Source organism: Bacillus paralicheniformis (assembly GCF_002993925.1).
GTDB classification, from domain to species: Bacteria; Bacillota; Bacilli; order Bacillales; family Bacillaceae; genus Bacillus; species Bacillus paralicheniformis.
This window is the reverse complement of sequence record NZ_CP023665.1, coordinates 1999209-2018963: the sequence shown is the minus strand read 5'-3', so window position 1 is coordinate 2018963 and position 19755 is coordinate 1999209. Positions and strand designations below refer to the sequence as shown.

The window sequence follows — 19755 nt, the reverse complement described above, 5'->3', positions numbered from 1 at the left end:
TGAAACCTCCATTTGCTATTCGTTGATTAATTTGGACATGACATATTCATCAACATATTGTCCTTTTACTTTCAAAGCGTGCTTTTTAGTGCCTTCAATGATAAAACCCATTTTTTTGTATAAACGCACGGCGGCTGTATGATGGGTCATGACAGTCAGCTCAAGTCTGTGAAGCTTTTCTTCACAGGCCCATTTTCCCAATGCCTGAAACAGCTTTACTCCAATACCTTGTCCAATATATGTTTGGCGTATGCCGATGATGATATGGGCACGGTGGCGTGTTCTCTGAACCTGTCCTCTGACTGCTGCAACATATCCGACTAAGCTTCCGTCATCAGCCGCACAAACAAAAACTTCACACACGCCGGATTGGATCTGTTTGATTTGACGTTGTGCCTGAAGCTTTCGTTCACCCGGTTCAAACAGCATGAATTCAGATTCTTCATCGATCGTTTCACAAAGCTTCAGATAGTTTTCTGCATCTAAAGCTGTTAATTTTCTGACATGCAAGAAAGGCCCTCCAAACAGTTTTTAGATTATCTATATATTCTGAATTATAATCGCATGAAAAAGGCTGTGCAAACCGCAGGTGCCAAGATCGATTCGCGGCTTCATCAAAAAAAATAGCAAAACCGCCGGCATTACTTTTCAAGCAGCCTCGGTTTCGCAGGGTCGCACGCAGGTTTTTGCGTATTTGTCGATTCGGCGATTTTCATTAAATAATAGCATTCTTCCCTCATCATGTGGTCTGCCATCAGCGCGGAGAACGTACCGAGCATCTGATCTGTAAGCTCCAGCTCCTCCACTTCTTTCAAAAAGGTACGAAACAGCTCAATCTCAAGCTTCACGTCTTTATTCATCCTTCTGAGAGCGGGAAAAGATTCAACATTCGCTCTGAGATACCCCGTCAATTCAACGGATTTAATATAGAACTGTTCAAAGTGTTTGACAAACTCCCTGCTCTTCTCTTTCAACCGTTTTTCCACCGCATCCAGGTCATCGGCAATTGCTCCAGCATGTCCGGCGGCATCCATCAGCCACAGCATATGGTGGTGCAACTCGTGGAAAACAGGCGGCACTTCCCGTTTTTTTAAGTATTTTAGCACAAGCAAGTACTCCTCCAGTTCATTTACCATATGGTTGATAAAAGTCGGAGGAAGGTGAATTTTAATATCGCCTGTCAGGTGCCTTTTAATGATGGAGAGTTTAAATTTCCTGAATTGAAGGGCATATTCTTCAGCTTCAAGCGTTAATGAATACAAATCAGGCGAAGCATTCACTTTTTTCAGCAAAACATCAAACGTCTGCTTGAACTGCTTCGCCTTTTGAATATCTTCTTTTTCCCTTTCAGCCAAAGAATCCAAAATAAAACGCGCATGATCACCCAAAACCTGAAGCCAAAATTTATGTTCAAAAACGGCCGTCTCCTTATAAGTTTTCAAGCTTGCGCCTCCCTTTAAATACCATTCTTCACTATGGCTATTCGCTGCAAGCCCGAAATATGATCATGCAAATAGAAGCTGATCAATAAAGATTCGGAGGCAGTATGTCATCCCGGGGATGTTGAATAACCGATGGCGGCGTATCATGAATATATGCAGGCGCAGGTTTTAGCACCGGTTTTTTCGCAAGGGGCTGAGGATGTTCAACATACTGAAAAACGCCTTCCCCATCCATGCTCGGTCCCTTCGCCCATCTGCCTGTAGCGCTCTCGTTGCCTCTTGAAAAATTAAATAATACATGGGAGACTTCCCTTTTTTCCAGATGGCGCGGAAACGTGCTTGGGACGACGACATTTTCTTTCGCTTCCAGTTCTTTAATGGCCGCAAGCCACTGGTTTTGATGCATCGTATCCCTTGCAATCAGCCAGGACAGCATATCTTTGACACCGCGGTCCGTCGTCTCTTCATAAAGGCGGACAGCCTGCAGGCGTCCCTGTGATTCCGCGTTTAAATTTGCTCGAAAGTCGGCAAGCAAATTTCCGCTTGCAATAATATAATCGGCAGTCCAGCGGTTTCCCACACTGTCGGCCGGCATCGCCCCTAATCCTGATACGATGGCATGCTGCGGATTCATCCCTCCGAGAATGGCACCGAGCACCGGATCTTTTGCAGCTTTTTCAAGATCGCCGACCGGCGCACCGTCCAAAAGCCTTGCAATCATCGTCGCCAGCATCTCGATATGGGCGAGCTCTTCAGCTCCTGTATCCATCAGCAGATCTTTGTACTTGCCGTTTCCTCTGACACTCCAGCCTTGAAAAAGATATTGCAGAGCTACTGATATTTCCCCGAACTGTCCTCCCAGTATTTCCTGCAGCTTTTTCGCAAATAATGGATCGGGTTTTTCAGGCTTTGCATGATACTGCAGTTCTTTAATATGAAAAAACATAAGATCGCTCCTCTCCTGAGCTACCTTATGAACGATAAGAACAATAGGTGTTTGTCTATCCCTTTTAAATGAGTTTCTATGAACCGCTAAGAAGGTCTTCAATCCACATATCAACTTGCCGCTCAGACATTCCTCCGACATACATCCGCTCTGGTCTTCCTTCCCGATTAATGAATATACTTGTAGGCAAATAATAAATTTCCCAAGAACGGTAAGCTTCAGCCGATTGATCCAAAGCGACCGGAAAAGTTAAGCCATGGCGGTCGACAAAGCTCTTTACCGCACCTTTCGATTCACGCACATTGACAGCGATGATTTCAAAACCGTCTCCTTTAAAACGGTCATAAGCTTTTTGCATGACCGGCATCTCCTCTTTGCACGGTGTACAAAAAGTCCCCCAAAAGTTGACAACCACCGCCTTTCCCCGTAATTTTTTCAGTTCGATGTCACCGCCCTCTAAAGTCGATAATTTAAAATGTAATGCCTGCTGATGAAGGGCAGTGCCTGCCTGTTCATTCCGGCCTCCGGCAATATGCTGATAAAGAGCAAAACCAGCCGCACAACATAGGAGCAAGAGGATGGCGCCTCTCAATAAAAGCAGCGTTTGTTTTTTCATTTTTTTCTCCCGATATGTTAGCCCTAATATGAAAAAAGGACTCTCCTCTGCTGGGCTTTCTTTATGATGAGTAGTCCGGCATTTCATGCTCAAAGCCGTAAAAGCCTGTAATTCCAACATCTCCGCAGCCTGACACTTTTGTGATATCCAGGAAATGATTGCGGTGCGGCGTCCCGCTCACTTTATCTGCAGCACTTAAATGAAGATGATTTCCAGTAAATTCTTTCTCGCTTAAAGTGATCGCATGTCCTGTTAACGTGATTCTCTGCAGCTTGATGTTGAGTGTACAGCCTTCTGCATTAAAAATCGTAAACTTATAATACAGCCATGTCGGGTAGTAATTTACATTGGTGCTGTCCGCCATAAAAAATCCCACTTGATCTTCACTCATTGTCATGGTCGTCTTTTTCTCATCTTTTGTAACCGCGGCATCAGCAGGGTGAATATGAAAACTGCAGGCCATCATGATTGAAAACAACATCAAAAATAAAATTTTTTTCATTGGCGCCCCTCCCTTTTTCCATATTATAAACTTTATTGAATAAAAAGGATATTGAAATTTAATCTCCCGTGTCAAGATGAGTGTGCCGAACGATCCTTACAAAAAGTGTAATGTTCATGTCACGTTATTCGATTTTTTTATCAGACAATGAATCTTAGAATGATAAATGAGGTGAAATTGTGAAAAAGCATATCGTATGGATCAGCCTGATGATCATATTTACCGCATTATTAAGCGGATGTAACTTAAACCGTGTGGGAACAGACGAATATTATGTTCACATTACCGGAAACGGGAAGGAAGACACGTCGAAGTTTGACGACGGCGAGGAATACTCCGTCTTCAAATATGAACTGGCCGGTTTTGATGAGGACGGTCAAGAAAAAACAATGGAATTCACAGCTGATAAAAACCTTCGTACAGGCGCGTTTTTACGGCTTTTCTATTCTGAAAATAAAGGCGTGAAATCGTGGGAAGAGGTTGAAAAAGACGATATTCCCAACAAAGCCAAAGATCGATTAGGTGTGAAAAATTAAAAAACATGCGGGAGATGGCGGCGCCATCTCTTTTGTTTATCCTTGCATGCCTTCCTTTTTGCTTTTTTTAAGTGATAAAAATTCATCCTGAAAAATGCACATTCTAATAGCGTTACGATAATAGCCGTCAACGAAAAACTCATCCTGCAGCTCGCTCTCGATTGTGAACCCTGCCTTTTTATACAAGTGAATCGCTTTTGCATTATCTTCGTCGACGATCAAATACAATTTGTGCAAATTCAAAACGGAAAACGCGTAGTTCATCGCCAAATACGTTGCGCTTGACGAATACCCGTTCCCTTGATGCTCTGGATCAATGATGATTTGAAACTCCGCCCTTCTGTGAATATAATCAATTTCGACCAGCTCAACCAATCCGATCATCTCAGTCTCTTTCTCTATGATAAAGCGCCGTTCGCTTTGGTCATGAATGTGTTTGTCAAACAAATCCTGCAGCTCAACAAAAGTCTCATACGGTTCTTCAAACCAATACGACATAATCTTCGCATCGTTGTTAAGACGGTGGACAAACGGAAGGTCTTCTCTTTCGAGCGGACGCAATTTAAGCTGATTGAACATATCAGCAACCTCCAATATAAATTAAAATTTAAGATGATGTAAGGCGCAGGCCGATCACCCCGATTATAATAAAGCCAAGTGAGATGAGCTGCGGAGCGCGAATCCGCTCCTTAAACCAAAATAAGCTGACTGCCGTAATGCCGATGCTGCCGATCCCGGTCCAAACGGCATAGGCAACACCGGCTGAAAGTGCCTGCATGGCTTTCGAAAGGCAGAAAAAAGACAAAGCAAACCCCAATACCATGACAATAATCGGCCATTTTTTTCTTGTGCCGTCTACATATTTCATAGCGATGGCGGCAATGACCTCTTCGATCCCAGAAATCACCAAAAATAACCACGGCATGATCAATCACCCCCTGACTGGGCATTGTTCTCTTTTGTAAACATTTTCATGCCAATAATGCCTCCCAACAGCACGATCAAAAAAAATATTTGCCCTCCTGAAAAGGGTTCGCCCATAAAAACACCCGTCACATATGTGCCGGCCGTTCCGATTCCGACAAATACGGTATAAGCCGACGCCATCGGAATGTTCCTGTAAGATCGTATCAGCATGAGAAAACTTGCCGCGATCAGTACAAAGATCATCAGCCAATCGGCGAAGGAATCCGCATGTTTAAGACCTGAGGCCCAAACCACTTCCAAAAAACCCGCAATAATGACGAGGAGCCAACTCAATGATAACACCCTTCCTGTTGTGAATGAACGTCAGTCATTTTTAGGCCGATAAAAAATGAACAGCTGCAGCCGGTCATTTTTCACTTGGTTCCTATGCTTCTCTTTAGAAAAGTAAATATTTCTTTTTTGAACACACTGAGCTCTTCGTCTTTTTCCGCCCCGATGTAATAACGTTCCGCTGTGTTTTCGACAAAGTTGATAATCGTTCTGGCCGTCCAGCGCACATTGATGTCCGGAATGACCTCGTTTTTCTCAACTGCTTTTTCAATAAGTCCTTCAAGCCAGGAATAATAAGGCTGATAGATCGCCTCCCATTTTTCCATCGAATGGTCAAAGGCAAGACCTGAGTAGCAAAGAACGATAATATCCTGATGAAGTTCCGTCATGTTGAACGTCTCATCAATCATGATGTCCAAGGCGGTCCAGAAAGACATGGTTCCGTCGACCTTGCTCTTAATATGGTCCAAAGAATGTGTCAGAAGATTTTCCGCGATCGCTGGAATCAGCGCATTTTTAGATGAGAAATAAAGATAAAAAGTGCCCTGCGCAGTGCCTGCTTTTTTCACGATATCTGAAATCGACGCCTTATCCAGCCCCTTTTCAGAAATGACTTCAATGGCCGCCTGCAAAATCTTTTCATATTTCCCGGACGTTTGCTTTGGCATGTTGCAGACCTCCCTAAAAATGAATGACTATCATTCATTTTAGTGGAGCGGCTTTTCATTGTCAACCGGGCGGCGCAGGACTTATTTCCTTAAACTTTCTTTAAAATCCTAAGCATAAGCTGGCTTTGGATATGAATCCCTTTTATACTTTACACATATACCGAAAACAGATGGAGTTGATATTGTTGAAACCGCTGATCAAGCTGGCATGCGGAGCTGCCTCTCTTATCGCAGCCGTCCTCGCAATATGTTTTGCAGTGAAACGGAGCAAAGACAAACATTAGGAATTAGGAAAAGTTCTCAGCAAAAATTTTCTTTTGCTAAAAGTTTTTTTGTTGATCTCCCTGTTCATTTTAAAGAGAAATGCAATGCATAGTGATCATGAAATCGAACAATCGATTAGACCTCCTACAGCTTTCTATGAATCTTTTTGGACTATTATCCTATATGAAAATATCCACACAAAATATAACACTTGGAAAATCAATATGATATAATCATCACTCTAATGAGTAAATAAAGAGCTTTTTTAAATATATAAACGACGAAGGAGCTATAGAATGGAACTTACGATCACCAGAGCACTAAGCGAACTCAAAATGTTGGATAAAAGAATCAAGCGGGCCGTAAATGAGAGCACATTCGGAGGCTTGATGATCGGAAAGAAACTGCCGAACGGATTTCGGACAACCGAAGACTTGGAAACTAGGGCGAAAGCCGATTATCAATCAATTGAAGCCTTAATCAAAAGGCGAAATGCCATTAAGTCTGCCATTGTTGTATCCAACGCGACGACCAAAATCGAAGTGGCCGGAGTCAAGATGACTGTGGCTGAAGCCATCGAAAGAAAAACCTCCATCAGCTACGACATTCAGCTTTTGGATAAGCTGAAAGAAGTGTACGCTGATTTAGTCGACGAGGCCGAGAGCGTCAATCAAAAAGTAACAGAAAGACTAGACAAACATCTGGAGACTCTTTTCGGAAAAGACGGCAAAGTAAAAGCGGCTGAAAACCAGGAAATCGTCAAATCTTTCCTCGCTGAAAATGAAGCAAAAATCATCGATCCGCTGAACCTAAAAGAGAAGATCGATTCCTTGTCAAAAAAGATCGAGGACTTTGAAATGGAAGTTGACTTTGCATTGTCCGAGAGCAATACACTCACCAAAATCAAAATCGATTAACGGCCGATTGTTAGCCAACCGAAAACCGATAAAACTAAACACCTTCCGAGGGAAAGGTGACTCCCTCCTTTTATTTCATCTGCACAGCCAAAGAGACGCTGTGCCAACATTGAGATAAAAGCTCAAAGCTCAACGTTCAGCGTTTACAGCTTAAGTATCAAAGCTCTTAACAGTTCAAAGCTTACGCCTTAAAGTTAAAAGATCGATAAAATCTGGGAGAAACGGCTGCTTGAGCATTTGTTTACCGGCTCAGTCGGTTGCCGCCCAGCAGGTTGGCTAACAATGGATATCAATAACAAAAAAACGTCTATATAGACGTTTTTTTAGTGGATTCGCAAATCAAAGGATGCGCTCAATCTTTCTGTTTGTCCTTTTCTATATGCACCCAAAGATAATAAATCACCCCGCCTGCTAAAATAAACACAATCCCCAAGTACCTTTGTTCTGAGGGAACAAAAAATTGAAATAAAAACGCTAAAATTAAAGCCGGTACCATAATCATGAAGTATTTCTTTTTATCCAACATGTAGAACACCCTTGCATTAGTTTTAGCTAAATATACGATATAGGTGTTGTTTGGTTTCAATTTTTAAAGATTCCGCTCTGATTTATGACAATATGAATCTGGAATAATGACGAAAACCTCAAAGGTCTTTTTCTTTTTGCAAAATATAATGGCCGCGGGCAGGCTTTTTAATATCTGGGCGATGTTTCATTAAGCTCTTCATAAATGTCGTCATGTTTTTAATCGGAAAGCCGGTTTCTTTCTCGATTTCAGTTTTGAGCTTAATGCCTTTCAAGCCCTCTTCATAGCGGCTTAAAATGTTTAAGGCAGCCTCGCGCTGTATGGTTGTTTTTGATTGGAAAATAGTATGAGATGGAGTCTTGATGGGCGGATGTTTGTCAGCGGCAATTTGGGATTGTTTTAATTCCTCTGCTGCAGCGCTTGCCAAGTCGATCAATGAAGATTTTTTGTTAATTGCGGGATCACTCTCCCGGTCCAATTCACGCAGCTTCGAATAAATGTCCTGTCGTTCTTTTCGCAATTCCCGCATCACCTGAATCTCCGCATCACCTAGCTGTTCAAGTCTCAAACGCAACGCTTCTCTTTCGTCGAACATATCTCCCACATCCTAAAATTAAGATTCCATTATAGTTTATAGGACTTTTTTAACTTTAACAATTTATTTAAAAATAAATTCAAGAAAAGTTCTTTTTATCGTTAAAACGTATATGGAATATAAAGGATGATTACGTTATTGATGTTCTTGTATCAATCGGCATATCCTTCGTCCGTCTCCTCCAAATCATATGATCATATCCTTTCCCCCAATAATCCTTCAGCATATAGTCAGGCTCGCCGAATTTCTTCTTCCATATTTTCTGTGCACCGGGATAACCGCTGTCCAAACAAAATTCCTTCACTCCCCGATTCAGAAAGGTCAAAAACATAACGTTGAACAGCAAAGACCCGATTCCGCGTCTTTGATAATCCGGGTGGACAAATACCGTCCCTACCTCATATAAATCCTTTAAAGCCCCATCCGTACAAATATCGATCAATTCGCTTGCAGGGCCATATTCGATTGTACCGATGATTTTATTCAGACGTTGATCTGAAGCGATAAAAAAATGCCGGCTCTTCCCTTTGCTGTCTAAGTCTGCTTTCAAGTATTGCCTCTTACTTTCAATTTCACTTTCTTGATGATCAAGCAGATCGGATATCCCCTCTTTAGCAAAAGTATCCTCGACCACGATTCTGAAAAACTGATTCAGCTCTTCAACGTCGTCAATTTGCGGCCTTCTGATCTCAATCTCGTTCATTTTAAATCACTTCCTTATTCAGTGATTGTCGTTTCATTTATACCACGGAATCTTGGTTAATTTCATTATTTCTGCGTTCTCTTCATCTCCGGTTTTCCACTCCACTTTGACTGATAACGCATGCCCGATGACATCCTCTTCAGGCATAAAATCAAAAGTCGCGATATGATCTTCCATATGGCCTCCGTCATCCATTTCCTCTCCGGTATACTCAGAAAGATCGTATTCTCCTCTATCATCATACTTTTTGCCGTCTATGTATAAGGTGATTGTTTTCACAATCGTTCTTTTCGCATCTTCTTTCGCGCCATCCCAATACAAATTCAAAAAATAATTAGGCCCGATTGACGTTTTATCTGATTTCTCAATCGAAGCATGCCACAGACCGCTTTCCCCCTCTCCTTCATACACCACTTTCTTTCCGAAGATCATTGCACTGACATATCCCCCGCCAATTAAAAGCAGAAATGCGCTGCTGATTATCAGCAGCCGTTTGAGTCCATTTTTGTTTTTCATCATTTCCCCCGCTTTCATCACAATAGTAGTGATGACGGTGAAAAAAGTTACGCAAAAAAGGCGCCATAAACGGCACCTTTTTAAAATCATATTTCCTCGGAGTATTCAGCGCTTTTGACCAATAAATTGAATGACATGAGACAGGCCGTTGTGCCAAGCCCCTTCATGACGAACGACTTCCCCCATAAAAAAGTGGACAATACGCCAATCTGAAAAGGTTTGTAAAAATTCTTCCGGTGTATATAAAAGCTTCGGATCCTGCGGCCCGCCGCTTTTGTAAGGAATTTGGTGCGTCGAATACACTTCCGTCACGAAAAATCCCCCGGGCTTCACGGCTTCTTTTACTCCAAGAAGTGTTTTTCGACGCAGCTCTTCTGGAAAATGTCCAAAAATACATACAATCTCGTCCCACTGCCCTTGATTCCAAGACGCTTCATTTAAGTCAACAAGCTCCGTCTTCACCGATACATGACGGGTTTCAGCAAGCTTTTTCGTTTTCTCCAACCCTGACTCGGCATAATCCCATGACGTGACGTTCATACCTTGTTCTGCTAAAAAAACCGCATTGCGCCCCTCGCCTTCTGCAATGGCTAAAGCATCACCCGACAATTGAAGTTTTTTCTGCGAATCTGCCAAAAACGCATTCGGTTCCGTTCCATACACATAGTTCTCATCTTGAAAGCGCTCGTGCCAAAAGTTCATCGTTTTTGTTCTCCTTTTTTTAGAAGCTTTCATATCAATGATATACCCGTTTCTTTTAGATGATGCATCTCATTTTCGCTTCGCAGTCAAACTCGATACTCTCCTTCGAATTAACCCTTATCATTTGTTCGCAAATGAACAATAATCATGATGACGCCTAAAATGAGAAGCAAAACAGGATAAAACAATACAGATGATTGAAAATAAACCGAAGCTTCACTATTGCCATCTGCATCCATTATATAATGAGGAAAAGCAACAGATAACACCTGTAAGAAAAACAGCGTTAATAGACCCAGCAAAATTGAAACAAATCCGGAAACAAAGTACATAAAAAAACCTCCTATTCGCACATTTTGAAAATTGCCAGCTTTTTAATAAATTAAAGAAATTATCCCTCATGAAGCTGCTTTAATTTTTTTCGGATGAAAGAAATCGTATCTAATGCCAGCTTTTTACGACAAAGAACAATTCCGGCATGGCCACAATTGTAGAGATGTCTTTCGGGTTTCCCCCAGCTCTCCCATAACTTATCAGCATCCTCTAAGTGAACATATTGGTCATGAACGGCGGAAATCAGCAAAATGTGATCTTTGTTAACTTTCGGCACAGCCTGACTGGGATCTGTAATTTCCCAATATGTTTGTAAATCTTCATATGTCACACCGTACTGTTCCAATTCTTCTCTTATGAATTTACCCGGGATGGTATTCCATATCGCATAAGAAAGACGATTGGCATAAAATATCGATACCACGATGTCGATTTCAGTCTCAAGGGCAGCCAGTAAATTTGTCATCCACCCGCCTAAACTGACGCCCACTATAATAACAGGGCCGGTTTTATTTGCTTTGATCCAGTGAATGAGTGCCCGTAAATCCACGACAGCTTGTCTTGTTGATTCAACTGTACGATTCAAATTCGCACTTATCATCAATTCACCGCTGTAAAGCGAATGTTCCGGCTCTCTTTCAAAATGATACGGAAGAGAATAGTAGTACATGTTCCAGCCTAAATCGTTCATCATACGATCATGAAATATCTTTTTTATTCTGTCGTATGAATCCATTCGCCAGCCGTGTACAAAAATAACATTAGGTTGATCTATATCATTCTTATTTAAAAAAACCTCGCCTTTTAAACTATCATTGACAGGGTCCCCGGATGGAATGATAGATTCATAGCTGAAATGTCCAGCCAAATAGTTTTTTCTCGCTTCATGAAGAGTAAAGGAGACATCAGCCGCTTTTGCTTGATAGAATTCGTCCCTGTCAATCGAATCCAATGAAAAAGCGGAAAAATGTTTTTTTTTACTTCTTTTCCTGTGCAAATCATATAACGCTAAACGATCGATCATCTTTGCCAAAAACACTTTTTGTCCTCCTGATTGGTATAAGTAATGGTGCTTTTTTGATTGAAGGCAGTTCCGCCAAGTCCTTTCACACAGACCATTGGCCATTTAATCGGCTGAGCCTGATGAATCCACGAAGCTGCCTTGACAAAAGGGGCTGTTCACAACACCAAATATCAAAGGTAATTATGATTGCTGCGGTTTATCGGGTAGAACTTGCTTTATTTTCACCAAGAGAACTGTATTCAAACAAGAATGCTGTTATAGTTGTTCTAAAAATGCTAATAGTTCTGAATCATTAATTTCAAAAATTATAAATTGAATATAATCTATTTTGTTCGTATCAGGGAAAAGAAAATGATTTATCGTAAATTTCGTGGCGGATTTCCCCAACATACCGGCAATACGCAGGGCGATGTCTACATTTTCAAAGTCAATATCAAAGGATGCAAACTCTTGAATCTCTTGATTCACATAGTAATTCTTTACTTTTGTCTCCATTGGGTTTGATGGGTTTGACGCGCAATTAAGAAATTTCCTTAGTTTTTCCGGATCGAAATTCATCAATAGTCCCCTTTAAAGTATAGTGGATGCAACTTTTATGTAGAGTAAGGCCTTTGCTTACGGTCCTTACCGATATGCCATACAAACTGTTAGGATTAAAGCAAATGGATACAAAACCGATGCTAATCTCTGCTTCTTTTCATCAATATGAATGAAGTTTTTACGAGATAAAAATTTGCGAATCTCGGGTAATAATATCAAAATAACTTGGGACAAGAAAGACAGCTTTTGCATCAGGGTAAGTGGACTAAACGTAAACCCGACTCCCGCATTCCCTCCTATCGTTGTCCAGTACATATAAAAATTAAGGAAAGGGATGACGAAGCAAAATATAAGTCTATATTGATTAATATAACAATCGTATTTTTCAGCATTAATGCCTTTAGAAGAAAATCTAAATCCGTAGATGAAAAGAAAAAGTGTCCCCATGCTTAATATCGGCTGCTTGATAAAATACGCCAATACAAAAGCTATTAAAAACATAATTTACTCCCTTGCAACCATTGTTAATCATCACCATTATACAACAAAGGAAAGAATTTCTGGACGAAATGATGAATTCAGCAAAACCTGCACGAGATCATATCAAATCATCTTTCCATTTTTAAATTCTAGGACAATCTTTTCTCATCATCTCCCTGTAATCTTTCTCCATACCGAAAGTAAGTTACTTTTCTCAGCTGCAGTAAAGTCGGTGTTTAATTTGAATTCAAACTTTTCATTCATGTGTCTCGGTATGACATGAAAATGCAGGTGCTTAATATCTTGCTGAGCAAAGTGACCGTTGTCTGAGAGTATCGTGTAATCATCACAAATACCTGAATGAATTAATATTTGAGGTACTTTAATTAAAGAATCCATTATTTCATTAGATAGATGGGGATCGTTAATATGATCGAGTCTTTCAATATGCTTATTTGGTATGATTATTGTATGGCCACATGTAACAGGATTTATATCAAGAAATGCTGTTACATCGTCATTTTTATAAACCTCATAACTTGAAATTTTTTGACTAACGATTTCACAAAATATACATTTGTCCATTTCACTACCCACACTTTGTTAAGTGTCCCTCTCTTTCTGAAGTTTTTTCGGATGCCCAAACTCACAACTCGTTAAGATCCTTTATAAACTAGAGATATTTGAAAAATGATCTAGCTATGTTTAATCCGAAATTCGAAATGATTACCTTCCTTTATTAATCCAAAGAATATTTTCCCTGCATGTTAAAATAGAGAAAGAAACCGAACTTTATTAATCGGTCTCTTTAATATTGATTTCTTTTTCTTATAAACATTCCCAAAATACACCCGACAATTGCCGCTGCAACATTGAGTATAAGTTTATTCTCCAGGGATAAATTTTTGGAAGAATACTCAATATAAAAAGTCACTAAAAATACAGCAATACCGCGAAAACCGGCGGCAAAAATCTAATAACAATCTCCCCTTCTGATAATTTTTCATTGCTTCGAATTCTTTCATTTAATCTAATCATTTGTCGGCAGCTTAGCATGCTACCTTATTTTATATACAGATAATAACATATCAACCTATATATAGATACAGTTCGATTGATACATGAGTTATTTCCTTAAGACAGCGTTTGGAGTTGCGATTGAAAATCAGAAATTCTTATTGCCCAGTAATGATCGATATAGTTAAAGATCTGCGGTTTTTTTAACTTCATTAATATCACTATAATTTTAAGGAGTCAGTTGGATGTTTATAAAATATAATGAATATGATTTACTAGAACTTTTTGAGAGTGAGCCAGCCAGTATAGCTGATGATCCAGAGGCCGGCGAATTTATTTATACTTATAAAGATAATCAAAACTTCAAGTTAATTTTGACGCTGGATGTTTATCAACTAACTTGCAGCCTGGATATAACCTATAAAGATTTCGCGGTATTTACAGGTGTTTTTCAAAACGTAACTAGCATTAAGAAAGTTGAAAATTTCATGGTTGTAAGTATTGGAGAAGAAGAGAGAATAAAAGTAAAATTCACTAAGCAAGTTGGAGTAGAATTACTTTAAGCTTTTAAGTTGTGTTGAAAAATAACTAGATTGCATTTATCGAGTGCTGTTATTTATCTTCGTCTTTCTTTAGACTCTCCTTTGTAAAAGAACTTATAAAAACGTCTTTAACTTAATAAAACGATATCTCCTCATAGTCAATATCATTGATGAGCTGTCCAATCGTTGCAATGCGCTCATCTTCTAATTGTTTAATAAATTTCATATAATATGTTTCCCACTCGCTCTTTGCTTCAGAGCAGTCAGCAACAATGTCAATGAAATTGAGGATTCCCCCTCTTAATTCTTCATAAAATACAATTTTCGCAAAAATGGCCAATTCAAAATTCCCAAACGTAGCAAAAAGTGCGTTATATTCGTCGTCAAACAGACATCCCGAATTTAGCAAATCCAAATAATCATGCAGTGAAACAAAATGATCGCGGATCAGCGATATTTTTTCTGCTGTGTTTTTTCTTTCCATGATGCAATCCACCAATTTCCGCATTTCAATATCACTCATGCGATCATTTTCATTTAACATTAACGCTATTGGTTTTTCTCTCTCTTCAATTTCTCTGATGATCAACATTTTGAAGCCATCAATTTCCGCAGCGTTATTTACCCTTTGAATACATTCATTGCGATACAAATTGATATAATCAGTAATCGTTTGATCTGTCTTTAAATCCCGCTGTAACCGATCAAATGCTTCGTTAATCAAGTTTGCCCTTTTATCAGCATGGCAATCACTTAACAACCGACTCAACCTGTCATATTGAACTTCAGAAATTCTGACTTGATTGGCTTCGCCCCCGGATAGCAGTGAAAAAACAGCATTGTTTATCATTAACTCAAAAATATTAAAAAGTTCTATGCGATAATTAAAGCGGCATATTCTCCCGAAGTTTGTCAAGATATACATTAGATCGTGATGGTTAAAAAAGTGACAGAATCTCGTTTCTATCAGCAGTCGCTCTAAATACTGTTTAATATAAAAAACACCTTGCAGTTCCATGTTGTCAATAGCTAAAGGATAGTCAATGCTCGCCATCGTATTTTGAGCTTCAAAAATAATATTATAATGATTCATAAATACAGGTAACGATTCGTCAATGGTTAAATTATAAGCATCAACAGGCACATCTAACTTTAATTTTTTTACGTCTTGATACAATTGTTTAGCTTCTTCAAAATAACAGTGAAGTAATTCGACACCTTTGGTATATATATTTTTTATACTATCAGAACGTAAATGTACTATAACCTCTTCAGGTTTCTCAAAATGGAGAGCATAAGCATCTATTGCATACATGAGGGAAACCATAATCCCTTCCGCCGTTTCTGTAGTAACCGACGTACTTTCCCCTTTGGTATACTGGCCTATCAATCGTTGCAGGATTTGCATAATCTCTACCTGTATCTTGTAAGCTTTTTCGCTGGTAATAACTCCAACCCTTTGGCCTTCTTTTAGAAGCGACAACATAAATTGGCTTTGCTTTAACTTTGATTTATCAATCGTAAAATTTGAAACCAAATCATAGCGATTTAAAGTATTTTCTTTTCCCATGTTATTCATCACCTTTATATAAAGACTCACTTCTCATCGTATTTCTTCTGAAACTCTCCGCGAGTTCCTCCATTTTACTTCTTAATAACTCTAAAGACCCCGCAGAAGGTCCGTTAAAACACTCCATCATCTGATGAATCAGTTTCATGTCACCTATCTTATCTTCTGTTTCATTTCTGAGATAATAAAAAATCTCCTGAAGCTCGATTAACGTTTCGACATCATGATCCTCATCCATATAGGGTGAAGCAGCAAACACCTCAATTAATTCCTTTAGTACTTCAATCCCCAGCTCTATACGTCCATGATCATGAAGCACTTTATTTCTATAAACGATTAATGTTTTGATATCGCTGGGTGTTAAGATCAAGCCATGCTCTTTTGTTTTTTCATTTAATTCAAGCAGTTCCATCATAGGTTTTGATTGAGGGGATAATTGAATGGAATTCAAAAAACGAGATAAGTTCATAACCTCTCTTCCTTTCAAAAGCATCTTTTTTTAAAAAAACATTGACTTTTTATATCTTGTGTGCTATGATAAAATTAGGTATTTTTATAACAATAATTAATTTATTCTATTTACTTACATATGTCAATAGTTGTTTTTCAGCAGCATTGTTTCTTTCCCTCTTAAATCAGCTTTTTATTCCTCAAGACCAATTTAATTTCCCTTCAACTCAACAGATTTCGTTCAAAATTTTTATCTGCTTATACTTCATTCTATTAATTGTTGTGTAATTTAACTTTTCTATTTTTTGTCTTAGACCCGTAAATACCATCAGTGACGGTCCCGCCGCTTTCTGACCGTATTGCCGTCAATACCTTGCTCTCTTAGGGCTAAAGAACAGCCAACGTTTCCTGAACCTGACGTACAGCCGCTCCTTTCATTTCATGCGTTTGTCACTTTAAAGATGCCGGCCAACAGTGTGTTGGATGATTTCTTTCCATTTGTACTAACTTTTTTCAAACTAAAAAGGCTGCAGCTTGCAACCTCATTTTGTTAACCTTTTTGTTTCAATGCCTCTTTCTGTTCTGGATATGATAGGTTTTCATTTCATTTTCGACAACAAAAGAAATAAAGACATTTCAATAAGGAACTCATACTAGAGAGTAAGTGAATGCCAGTGTTCATAGTGAGAACTCCGAAGGAACTATAATGTCCGAGTTGAAAACAAACGGTTTTGTTCTTCAGTCAAAGAATGAAATAAAGATGCTTATTTCATCGACATCTCAATCCTAAATGTGGTAAAATCGATGACAATGTTAACCATAAAAAGGAGGATTATGTGTATATGAGTATTATTATTTTGGCATCCATACTTTTATGGAGTGCATTAATCTATGAATTAAGTAAATCTCCAAAAAAGCAAAACAACCGAAAAATTGTATCTTTGATATCTTTGGGCTCTTTATCAACCTTAGTTATTACTATTTCGCTTTTTCAAAACCTCCCGTTTTAAAAAAATTGTTTATAACTAAATCGATCGTATATGTCGTCGGTGTGGTATTGTTATAAAAAAAATCCTTCTTGCAAGAAGGGTTTTTTATTCATTATTCTCTTCTTTATTATCCAATTCTGGAAAATCCTCAATCATTGATCGAATATCTTCAACAAATTCTTTCTCTGTATATTGACCACCCGCGTGTTTTAGATTATCCAGTTTTCCGCAAATAACCTTAAGGGTTCCCTTTGCGTGCTCTTCTTTAAGGCCGTTTACTTTGTTTATCATCTTATCCAACTCAAACATTTAATAGTTTCCCCTTCGCTTATTGTTCCCCTAAATATAACATATTCATTCCAATCAGTATTTGGTCACTTTTGCCGCGTCATTCCAAGCTGACCACACTTTTCGCCTAACACACGTGGTTTTACTCTTGGAATTCAGGTACAGACATGAAATATATTAAGAAAAGCAGCTGATGTTTACTCCCAATATCAGTAAGAAACTTGACCAAGATAGAATCGAAGATTACGAAGGTTATGTCTCATCGATTATGGAGTTAGATTGAAACTTCAAATTTTTTTGGTCATATTTTGGTCACCCAATCTTTTGACCAAAATTCATCCCCCCTGGCACCAGTGGTGCCAGGGGGGATTCCTAGATTAATACTGAGACATATACTGTTCGCGCTCCCAAGGGTGGACTTGTGTGCGGAACATATCCCATTCGATTTCTTTTGCTTCGACGAAGTGTTCGAATAGATGGTCGCCGAGGGCTTTGACCATGACTTCGTTTGATTTGAATTCTTCGAGAGCGTCTGCGAGTGTCGCAGGAAGGTCGACGATTCCGTTTTCGAGGCGCTCTTCTTTTGTCATCACATAGATGTTGCGGTCGATCGGAGCCGGTGCTTCGAGCTTGTTTTTGATGCCGCCAAGTCCTGCTACAAACTGTATACTCAAGTCTATAGTTATCACGAAAAAATTCCTCTTTTGACAGGTGAAGATGTTACAAACGTCTCCTTTTCTATTATAAACATTTTTGGTAAAATCAAGTTGTTGGTTGAAGAATTCAAAAAGTGGGAGTGACCAGCAATGCTTTTGTTTTTTGGTAAGTTTATCTTGTTCTATTTGTTCGGTACAATTGCATTCGCCCTCTTCAAAGTAATGTACTACAGTATCAGCAAAAAATTGATTACAAAAACGGCTGATGGTACAAAATTGAATTGGGCTTTAAATGTATTTGTTAAAAACGGTAAGAAATTAGATAGTAACGATTACTTCGTAATGGGTGTTTTTGCGGGTTTTTGTACGATTTATTTATAAAAGGCTCCTGGAATATTTCCAGGAGCTTTTCTTACTTCGTAGGATATCCATTATTTTTACAGAAGTCTTTAATCTTCTTATGTTTCTTTGAAAACTTTTTGCATGCTTGTTTGATCCCATGTGTATAAACATCTTTTAAAAACTGTTGTGCCACTCCCGCTAATCCAAGTGCTGTCAAAAGTGCGATTAATTCTTGCAATGAAATGTAAACAACCCAAGGTAACGCAGGCACAAACATAGGCTTGATTTGATTATCGCCTTTTACCGCAACCTGTTTCCCTTCCTCTAAAAATTTCACTTGTTCTGTTGGCAAGTTTTCATAAAACATCGCCATATTTGTTACCTGATCTACAGCAAAACCAATTTGGAGTGCTTTTTGACGGTCTACAGAATATGTAAAATTCTCATTGGTTTTCAATGCTTCTTCTACAAACTTTTTCGCTTTTTCCATGTCTTTTTCATCAACATTTTGCACGACATTGCTAACTTCTTGATGATTGATCAAACTTTCTGTTGCATTTTTTGCTTGTACGGTAGCCGCTGGCGTAGTCAATACTACTGTGGTTAGAAGTGCAAATGCTGAAAGAACCATTAACACCCTAGCCTTCATACTTTTCATACCAAAAACAACCTCCTATAGTTTATATTTACAAGTAATATATTAACATATAAACCAACTATTTGTAACTGCTGTTTTTAAGAATTTTACAAACTTTTAATTTTCTATCTGATAAAAGGTTAGTATAAGAAGACCCTCAAGATAGAAGACCTTGTCTTCACTTCAATAATGATTCGAGTTTTGCCTTCGTTTTTGGCCCGTAAATACCGTCAACAGACAGCCCATGCATCAGCTAGAACCGTTTGACCGCATTCGCCGTTTTCGGCCCGTAATAACCATCTATGCCGTTATTCTTTGCTCCTTTGTCTGGATAGAAATAGAGGGCAGCTAAAGCCTCCTGAATCTGACGGACAGCTGTGCCTTTCATCAATGGGCTTTTTACCTTATAGATGCCAGACGGCAGCGGGTAGGATGATTTTTTGCCGTTTGAGGAAGGCTTTTTCTTTTTCGCTTCAATAGCTACGAGCGCTTTTTCTGTAGCCGGTCTGTAAATTCCATCCAACGCGATACCCGCCTTCTTTTGCAGAGCTTTAACAGCTTGCACAGATTCATCCCCTTAAGACTCATCGGCCCCGTATTTCGGCAGAAAGAAGCCAGCGGCATTCAAGCGTTTCTGCAGCGACTTGACCTTGGAACCGGACGACCCTTTTTTCCAGAATGGTCCCTGTGGATTTGC

General features: G+C 39.2%; 25 protein-coding genes and 2 pseudogenes. 3 read left to right on the top strand and 24 right to left on the bottom strand.

Features of this window, described 5'->3' with window-relative positions; all coding sequences use genetic code 11:
• Positions 1-15 precede the first annotated feature (15 nt).
• The 5 genes from CP943_RS10405 to CP943_RS10385 all read right to left on the bottom strand — a co-directional run bounded on the left by CP943_RS10405 (position 16) and on the right by CP943_RS10385 (position 3506).
• A complete protein-coding gene (locus tag CP943_RS10405; RefSeq protein WP_105980975.1) occupies positions 16-510 on the bottom strand; it encodes a GNAT family N-acetyltransferase in 495 nt (164 codons plus the stop codon).
• Positions 511-641: 131 nt separating this feature from the next.
• Positions 642-1442, bottom strand: a complete 801-nt coding sequence (locus CP943_RS10400) for a DUF2935 domain-containing protein (RefSeq protein WP_020451579.1) — start codon at positions 1440-1442, stop codon at positions 642-644.
• A gap of 82 nt (positions 1443-1524) precedes the next feature.
• Complete coding sequence (locus tag CP943_RS10395) at positions 1525-2388, bottom strand: manganese catalase (RefSeq protein WP_023857602.1); 864 nt, start codon at positions 2386-2388, stop codon at positions 1525-1527.
• 76 nt (positions 2389-2464) lie between these two features.
• Entirely contained in the window at positions 2465-3004 is a 540-nt protein-coding gene (resA, locus tag CP943_RS10390; protein WP_105980974.1) for a thiol-disulfide oxidoreductase ResA, read from the bottom strand.
• 61 nt (positions 3005-3065) lie between these two features.
• Positions 3066-3506 (bottom strand): hypothetical protein, encoded by a 441-nt coding sequence (locus tag CP943_RS10385; protein ID WP_026579657.1) that lies wholly within the window; start codon positions 3504-3506, stop codon positions 3066-3068.
• A 209-nt stretch (positions 3507-3715) separates the two neighbouring features.
• Between CP943_RS10385 and CP943_RS10380 the strand changes: the two genes are divergently transcribed.
• Positions 3716-4042 carry a YxeA family protein gene (locus tag CP943_RS10380; protein WP_206761302.1) on the top strand — a complete coding sequence of 109 codons (327 nt, stop codon included), beginning with the start codon at positions 3716-3718 and terminating at the stop codon, positions 4040-4042.
• A 36-nt stretch (positions 4043-4078) separates the two neighbouring features.
• Here CP943_RS10380 and speG read toward each other — a convergent pair whose 3' ends face one another.
• The 4 genes from speG to CP943_RS10360 all read right to left on the bottom strand — a co-directional run bounded on the left by speG (position 4079) and on the right by CP943_RS10360 (position 5967).
• On the bottom strand, positions 4079-4621 hold the full coding sequence (gene speG / locus CP943_RS10375; protein WP_020451574.1) for a spermidine N1-acetyltransferase: 543 nt from the start codon (positions 4619-4621) through the stop codon (positions 4079-4081).
• A gap of 28 nt (positions 4622-4649) precedes the next feature.
• Positions 4650-4967, bottom strand: coding sequence for a DMT family transporter (locus CP943_RS10370; RefSeq protein WP_020451573.1), 318 nt, complete (start codon positions 4965-4967; stop codon positions 4650-4652).
• A 2-nt stretch (positions 4968-4969) separates the two neighbouring features.
• The gene (locus tag CP943_RS10365; RefSeq protein WP_105980973.1) at positions 4970-5302 is read right to left on the bottom strand and encodes a DMT family transporter; all 333 of its coding nucleotides are present in this window, start codon (positions 5300-5302) and stop codon (positions 4970-4972) included.
• An 80-nt stretch (positions 5303-5382) separates the two neighbouring features.
• Positions 5383-5967 carry a TetR/AcrR family transcriptional regulator gene (locus CP943_RS10360; RefSeq protein WP_020451571.1) on the bottom strand — a complete coding sequence of 195 codons (585 nt, stop codon included), beginning with the start codon at positions 5965-5967 and terminating at the stop codon, positions 5383-5385.
• A 560-nt stretch (positions 5968-6527) separates the two neighbouring features.
• On the opposite strand from CP943_RS10360, the gene CP943_RS10355 reads away from it, so the two are divergent.
• Positions 6528-7148 (top strand): hypothetical protein, encoded by a 621-nt coding sequence (locus CP943_RS10355; RefSeq protein WP_026579659.1) that lies wholly within the window; start codon positions 6528-6530, stop codon positions 7146-7148.
• Positions 7149-7500: 352 nt separating this feature from the next.
• On the opposite strand, the gene CP943_RS22435 is transcribed toward CP943_RS10355, so the two are convergent.
• The 9 genes from CP943_RS22435 to CP943_RS10310 form a co-directional block, all read right to left on the bottom strand.
• Positions 7501-7674 (bottom strand): hypothetical protein, encoded by a 174-nt coding sequence (locus tag CP943_RS22435; protein ID WP_020451569.1) that lies wholly within the window; start codon positions 7672-7674, stop codon positions 7501-7503.
• Between the two features lie 118 nt (positions 7675-7792).
• Complete coding sequence (locus CP943_RS10350; RefSeq protein WP_026579660.1) at positions 7793-8269, bottom strand: Rok-like winged helix domain-containing protein; 477 nt, start codon at positions 8267-8269, stop codon at positions 7793-7795.
• A gap of 130 nt (positions 8270-8399) precedes the next feature.
• Positions 8400-8972 carry a GNAT family N-acetyltransferase gene (locus CP943_RS10345; RefSeq protein ID WP_023857608.1) on the bottom strand — a complete coding sequence of 191 codons (573 nt, stop codon included), beginning with the start codon at positions 8970-8972 and terminating at the stop codon, positions 8400-8402.
• A gap of 33 nt (positions 8973-9005) precedes the next feature.
• Positions 9006-9488, bottom strand: a complete 483-nt coding sequence (locus CP943_RS10340; protein WP_026579661.1) for a DUF4944 domain-containing protein — start codon at positions 9486-9488, stop codon at positions 9006-9008.
• A 105-nt stretch (positions 9489-9593) separates the two neighbouring features.
• Positions 9594-10190 carry an SAM-dependent methyltransferase gene (locus tag CP943_RS10335; protein WP_023857610.1) on the bottom strand — a complete coding sequence of 199 codons (597 nt, stop codon included), beginning with the start codon at positions 10188-10190 and terminating at the stop codon, positions 9594-9596.
• A 110-nt stretch (positions 10191-10300) separates the two neighbouring features.
• Positions 10301-10522: a hypothetical protein gene (locus CP943_RS10330; RefSeq protein WP_026579662.1), complete on the bottom strand. Its 222-nt coding sequence runs from the start codon at positions 10520-10522 to the stop codon at positions 10301-10303.
• Positions 10523-10581: 59 nt separating this feature from the next.
• On the bottom strand, positions 10582-11562 hold the full coding sequence (locus tag CP943_RS10325; protein WP_095290603.1) for an alpha/beta hydrolase family protein: 981 nt from the start codon (positions 11560-11562) through the stop codon (positions 10582-10584).
• Between the two features lie 240 nt (positions 11563-11802).
• Complete coding sequence (locus tag CP943_RS10320; RefSeq protein WP_039072733.1) at positions 11803-12105, bottom strand: hypothetical protein; 303 nt, start codon at positions 12103-12105, stop codon at positions 11803-11805.
• 630 nt (positions 12106-12735) lie between these two features.
• The gene (locus CP943_RS10310; protein ID WP_026579666.1) at positions 12736-13164 is read right to left on the bottom strand and encodes an HIT domain-containing protein; all 429 of its coding nucleotides are present in this window, start codon (positions 13162-13164) and stop codon (positions 12736-12738) included.
• Between the two features lie 665 nt (positions 13165-13829).
• On the opposite strand from CP943_RS10310, the gene CP943_RS10305 reads away from it, so the two are divergent.
• Positions 13830-14147 carry a hypothetical protein gene (locus CP943_RS10305; RefSeq protein WP_039072731.1) on the top strand — a complete coding sequence of 106 codons (318 nt, stop codon included), beginning with the start codon at positions 13830-13832 and terminating at the stop codon, positions 14145-14147.
• Between the two features lie 112 nt (positions 14148-14259).
• Here the strand turns inward: CP943_RS10305 and CP943_RS10300 are convergent, their stop codons facing one another.
• From CP943_RS10300 to CP943_RS10265, 6 genes and pseudogenes are all read right to left on the bottom strand, one after another.
• Positions 14260-15696 (bottom strand): DUF6179 domain-containing protein, encoded by a 1437-nt coding sequence (locus CP943_RS10300; protein ID WP_023857615.1) that lies wholly within the window; start codon positions 15694-15696, stop codon positions 14260-14262.
• A 1-nt stretch (position 15697) separates the two neighbouring features.
• Complete coding sequence (locus tag CP943_RS10295; protein WP_020451555.1) at positions 15698-16165, bottom strand: DUF6323 family protein; 468 nt, start codon at positions 16163-16165, stop codon at positions 15698-15700.
• A gap of 1075 nt (positions 16166-17240) precedes the next feature.
• Positions 17241-17444: a hypothetical protein gene (locus tag CP943_RS10290; RefSeq protein WP_023857616.1), complete on the bottom strand. Its 204-nt coding sequence runs from the start codon at positions 17442-17444 to the stop codon at positions 17241-17243.
• Positions 17445-17800: 356 nt separating this feature from the next.
• A pseudogene (locus CP943_RS10280) lies at positions 17801-18097 on the bottom strand (type I glutamate--ammonia ligase); the annotation flags it as partial.
• Between the two features lie 394 nt (positions 18098-18491).
• Positions 18492-19079 carry a hypothetical protein gene (locus tag CP943_RS10270; RefSeq protein WP_105980972.1) on the bottom strand — a complete coding sequence of 196 codons (588 nt, stop codon included), beginning with the start codon at positions 19077-19079 and terminating at the stop codon, positions 18492-18494.
• A 157-nt stretch (positions 19080-19236) separates the two neighbouring features.
• Positions 19237-19491 (bottom strand): annotated as a pseudogene (locus CP943_RS10265) (peptidoglycan-binding domain-containing protein); the annotation flags it as partial.
• Between the last annotated feature and the right edge of the window lie 264 nt (positions 19492-19755).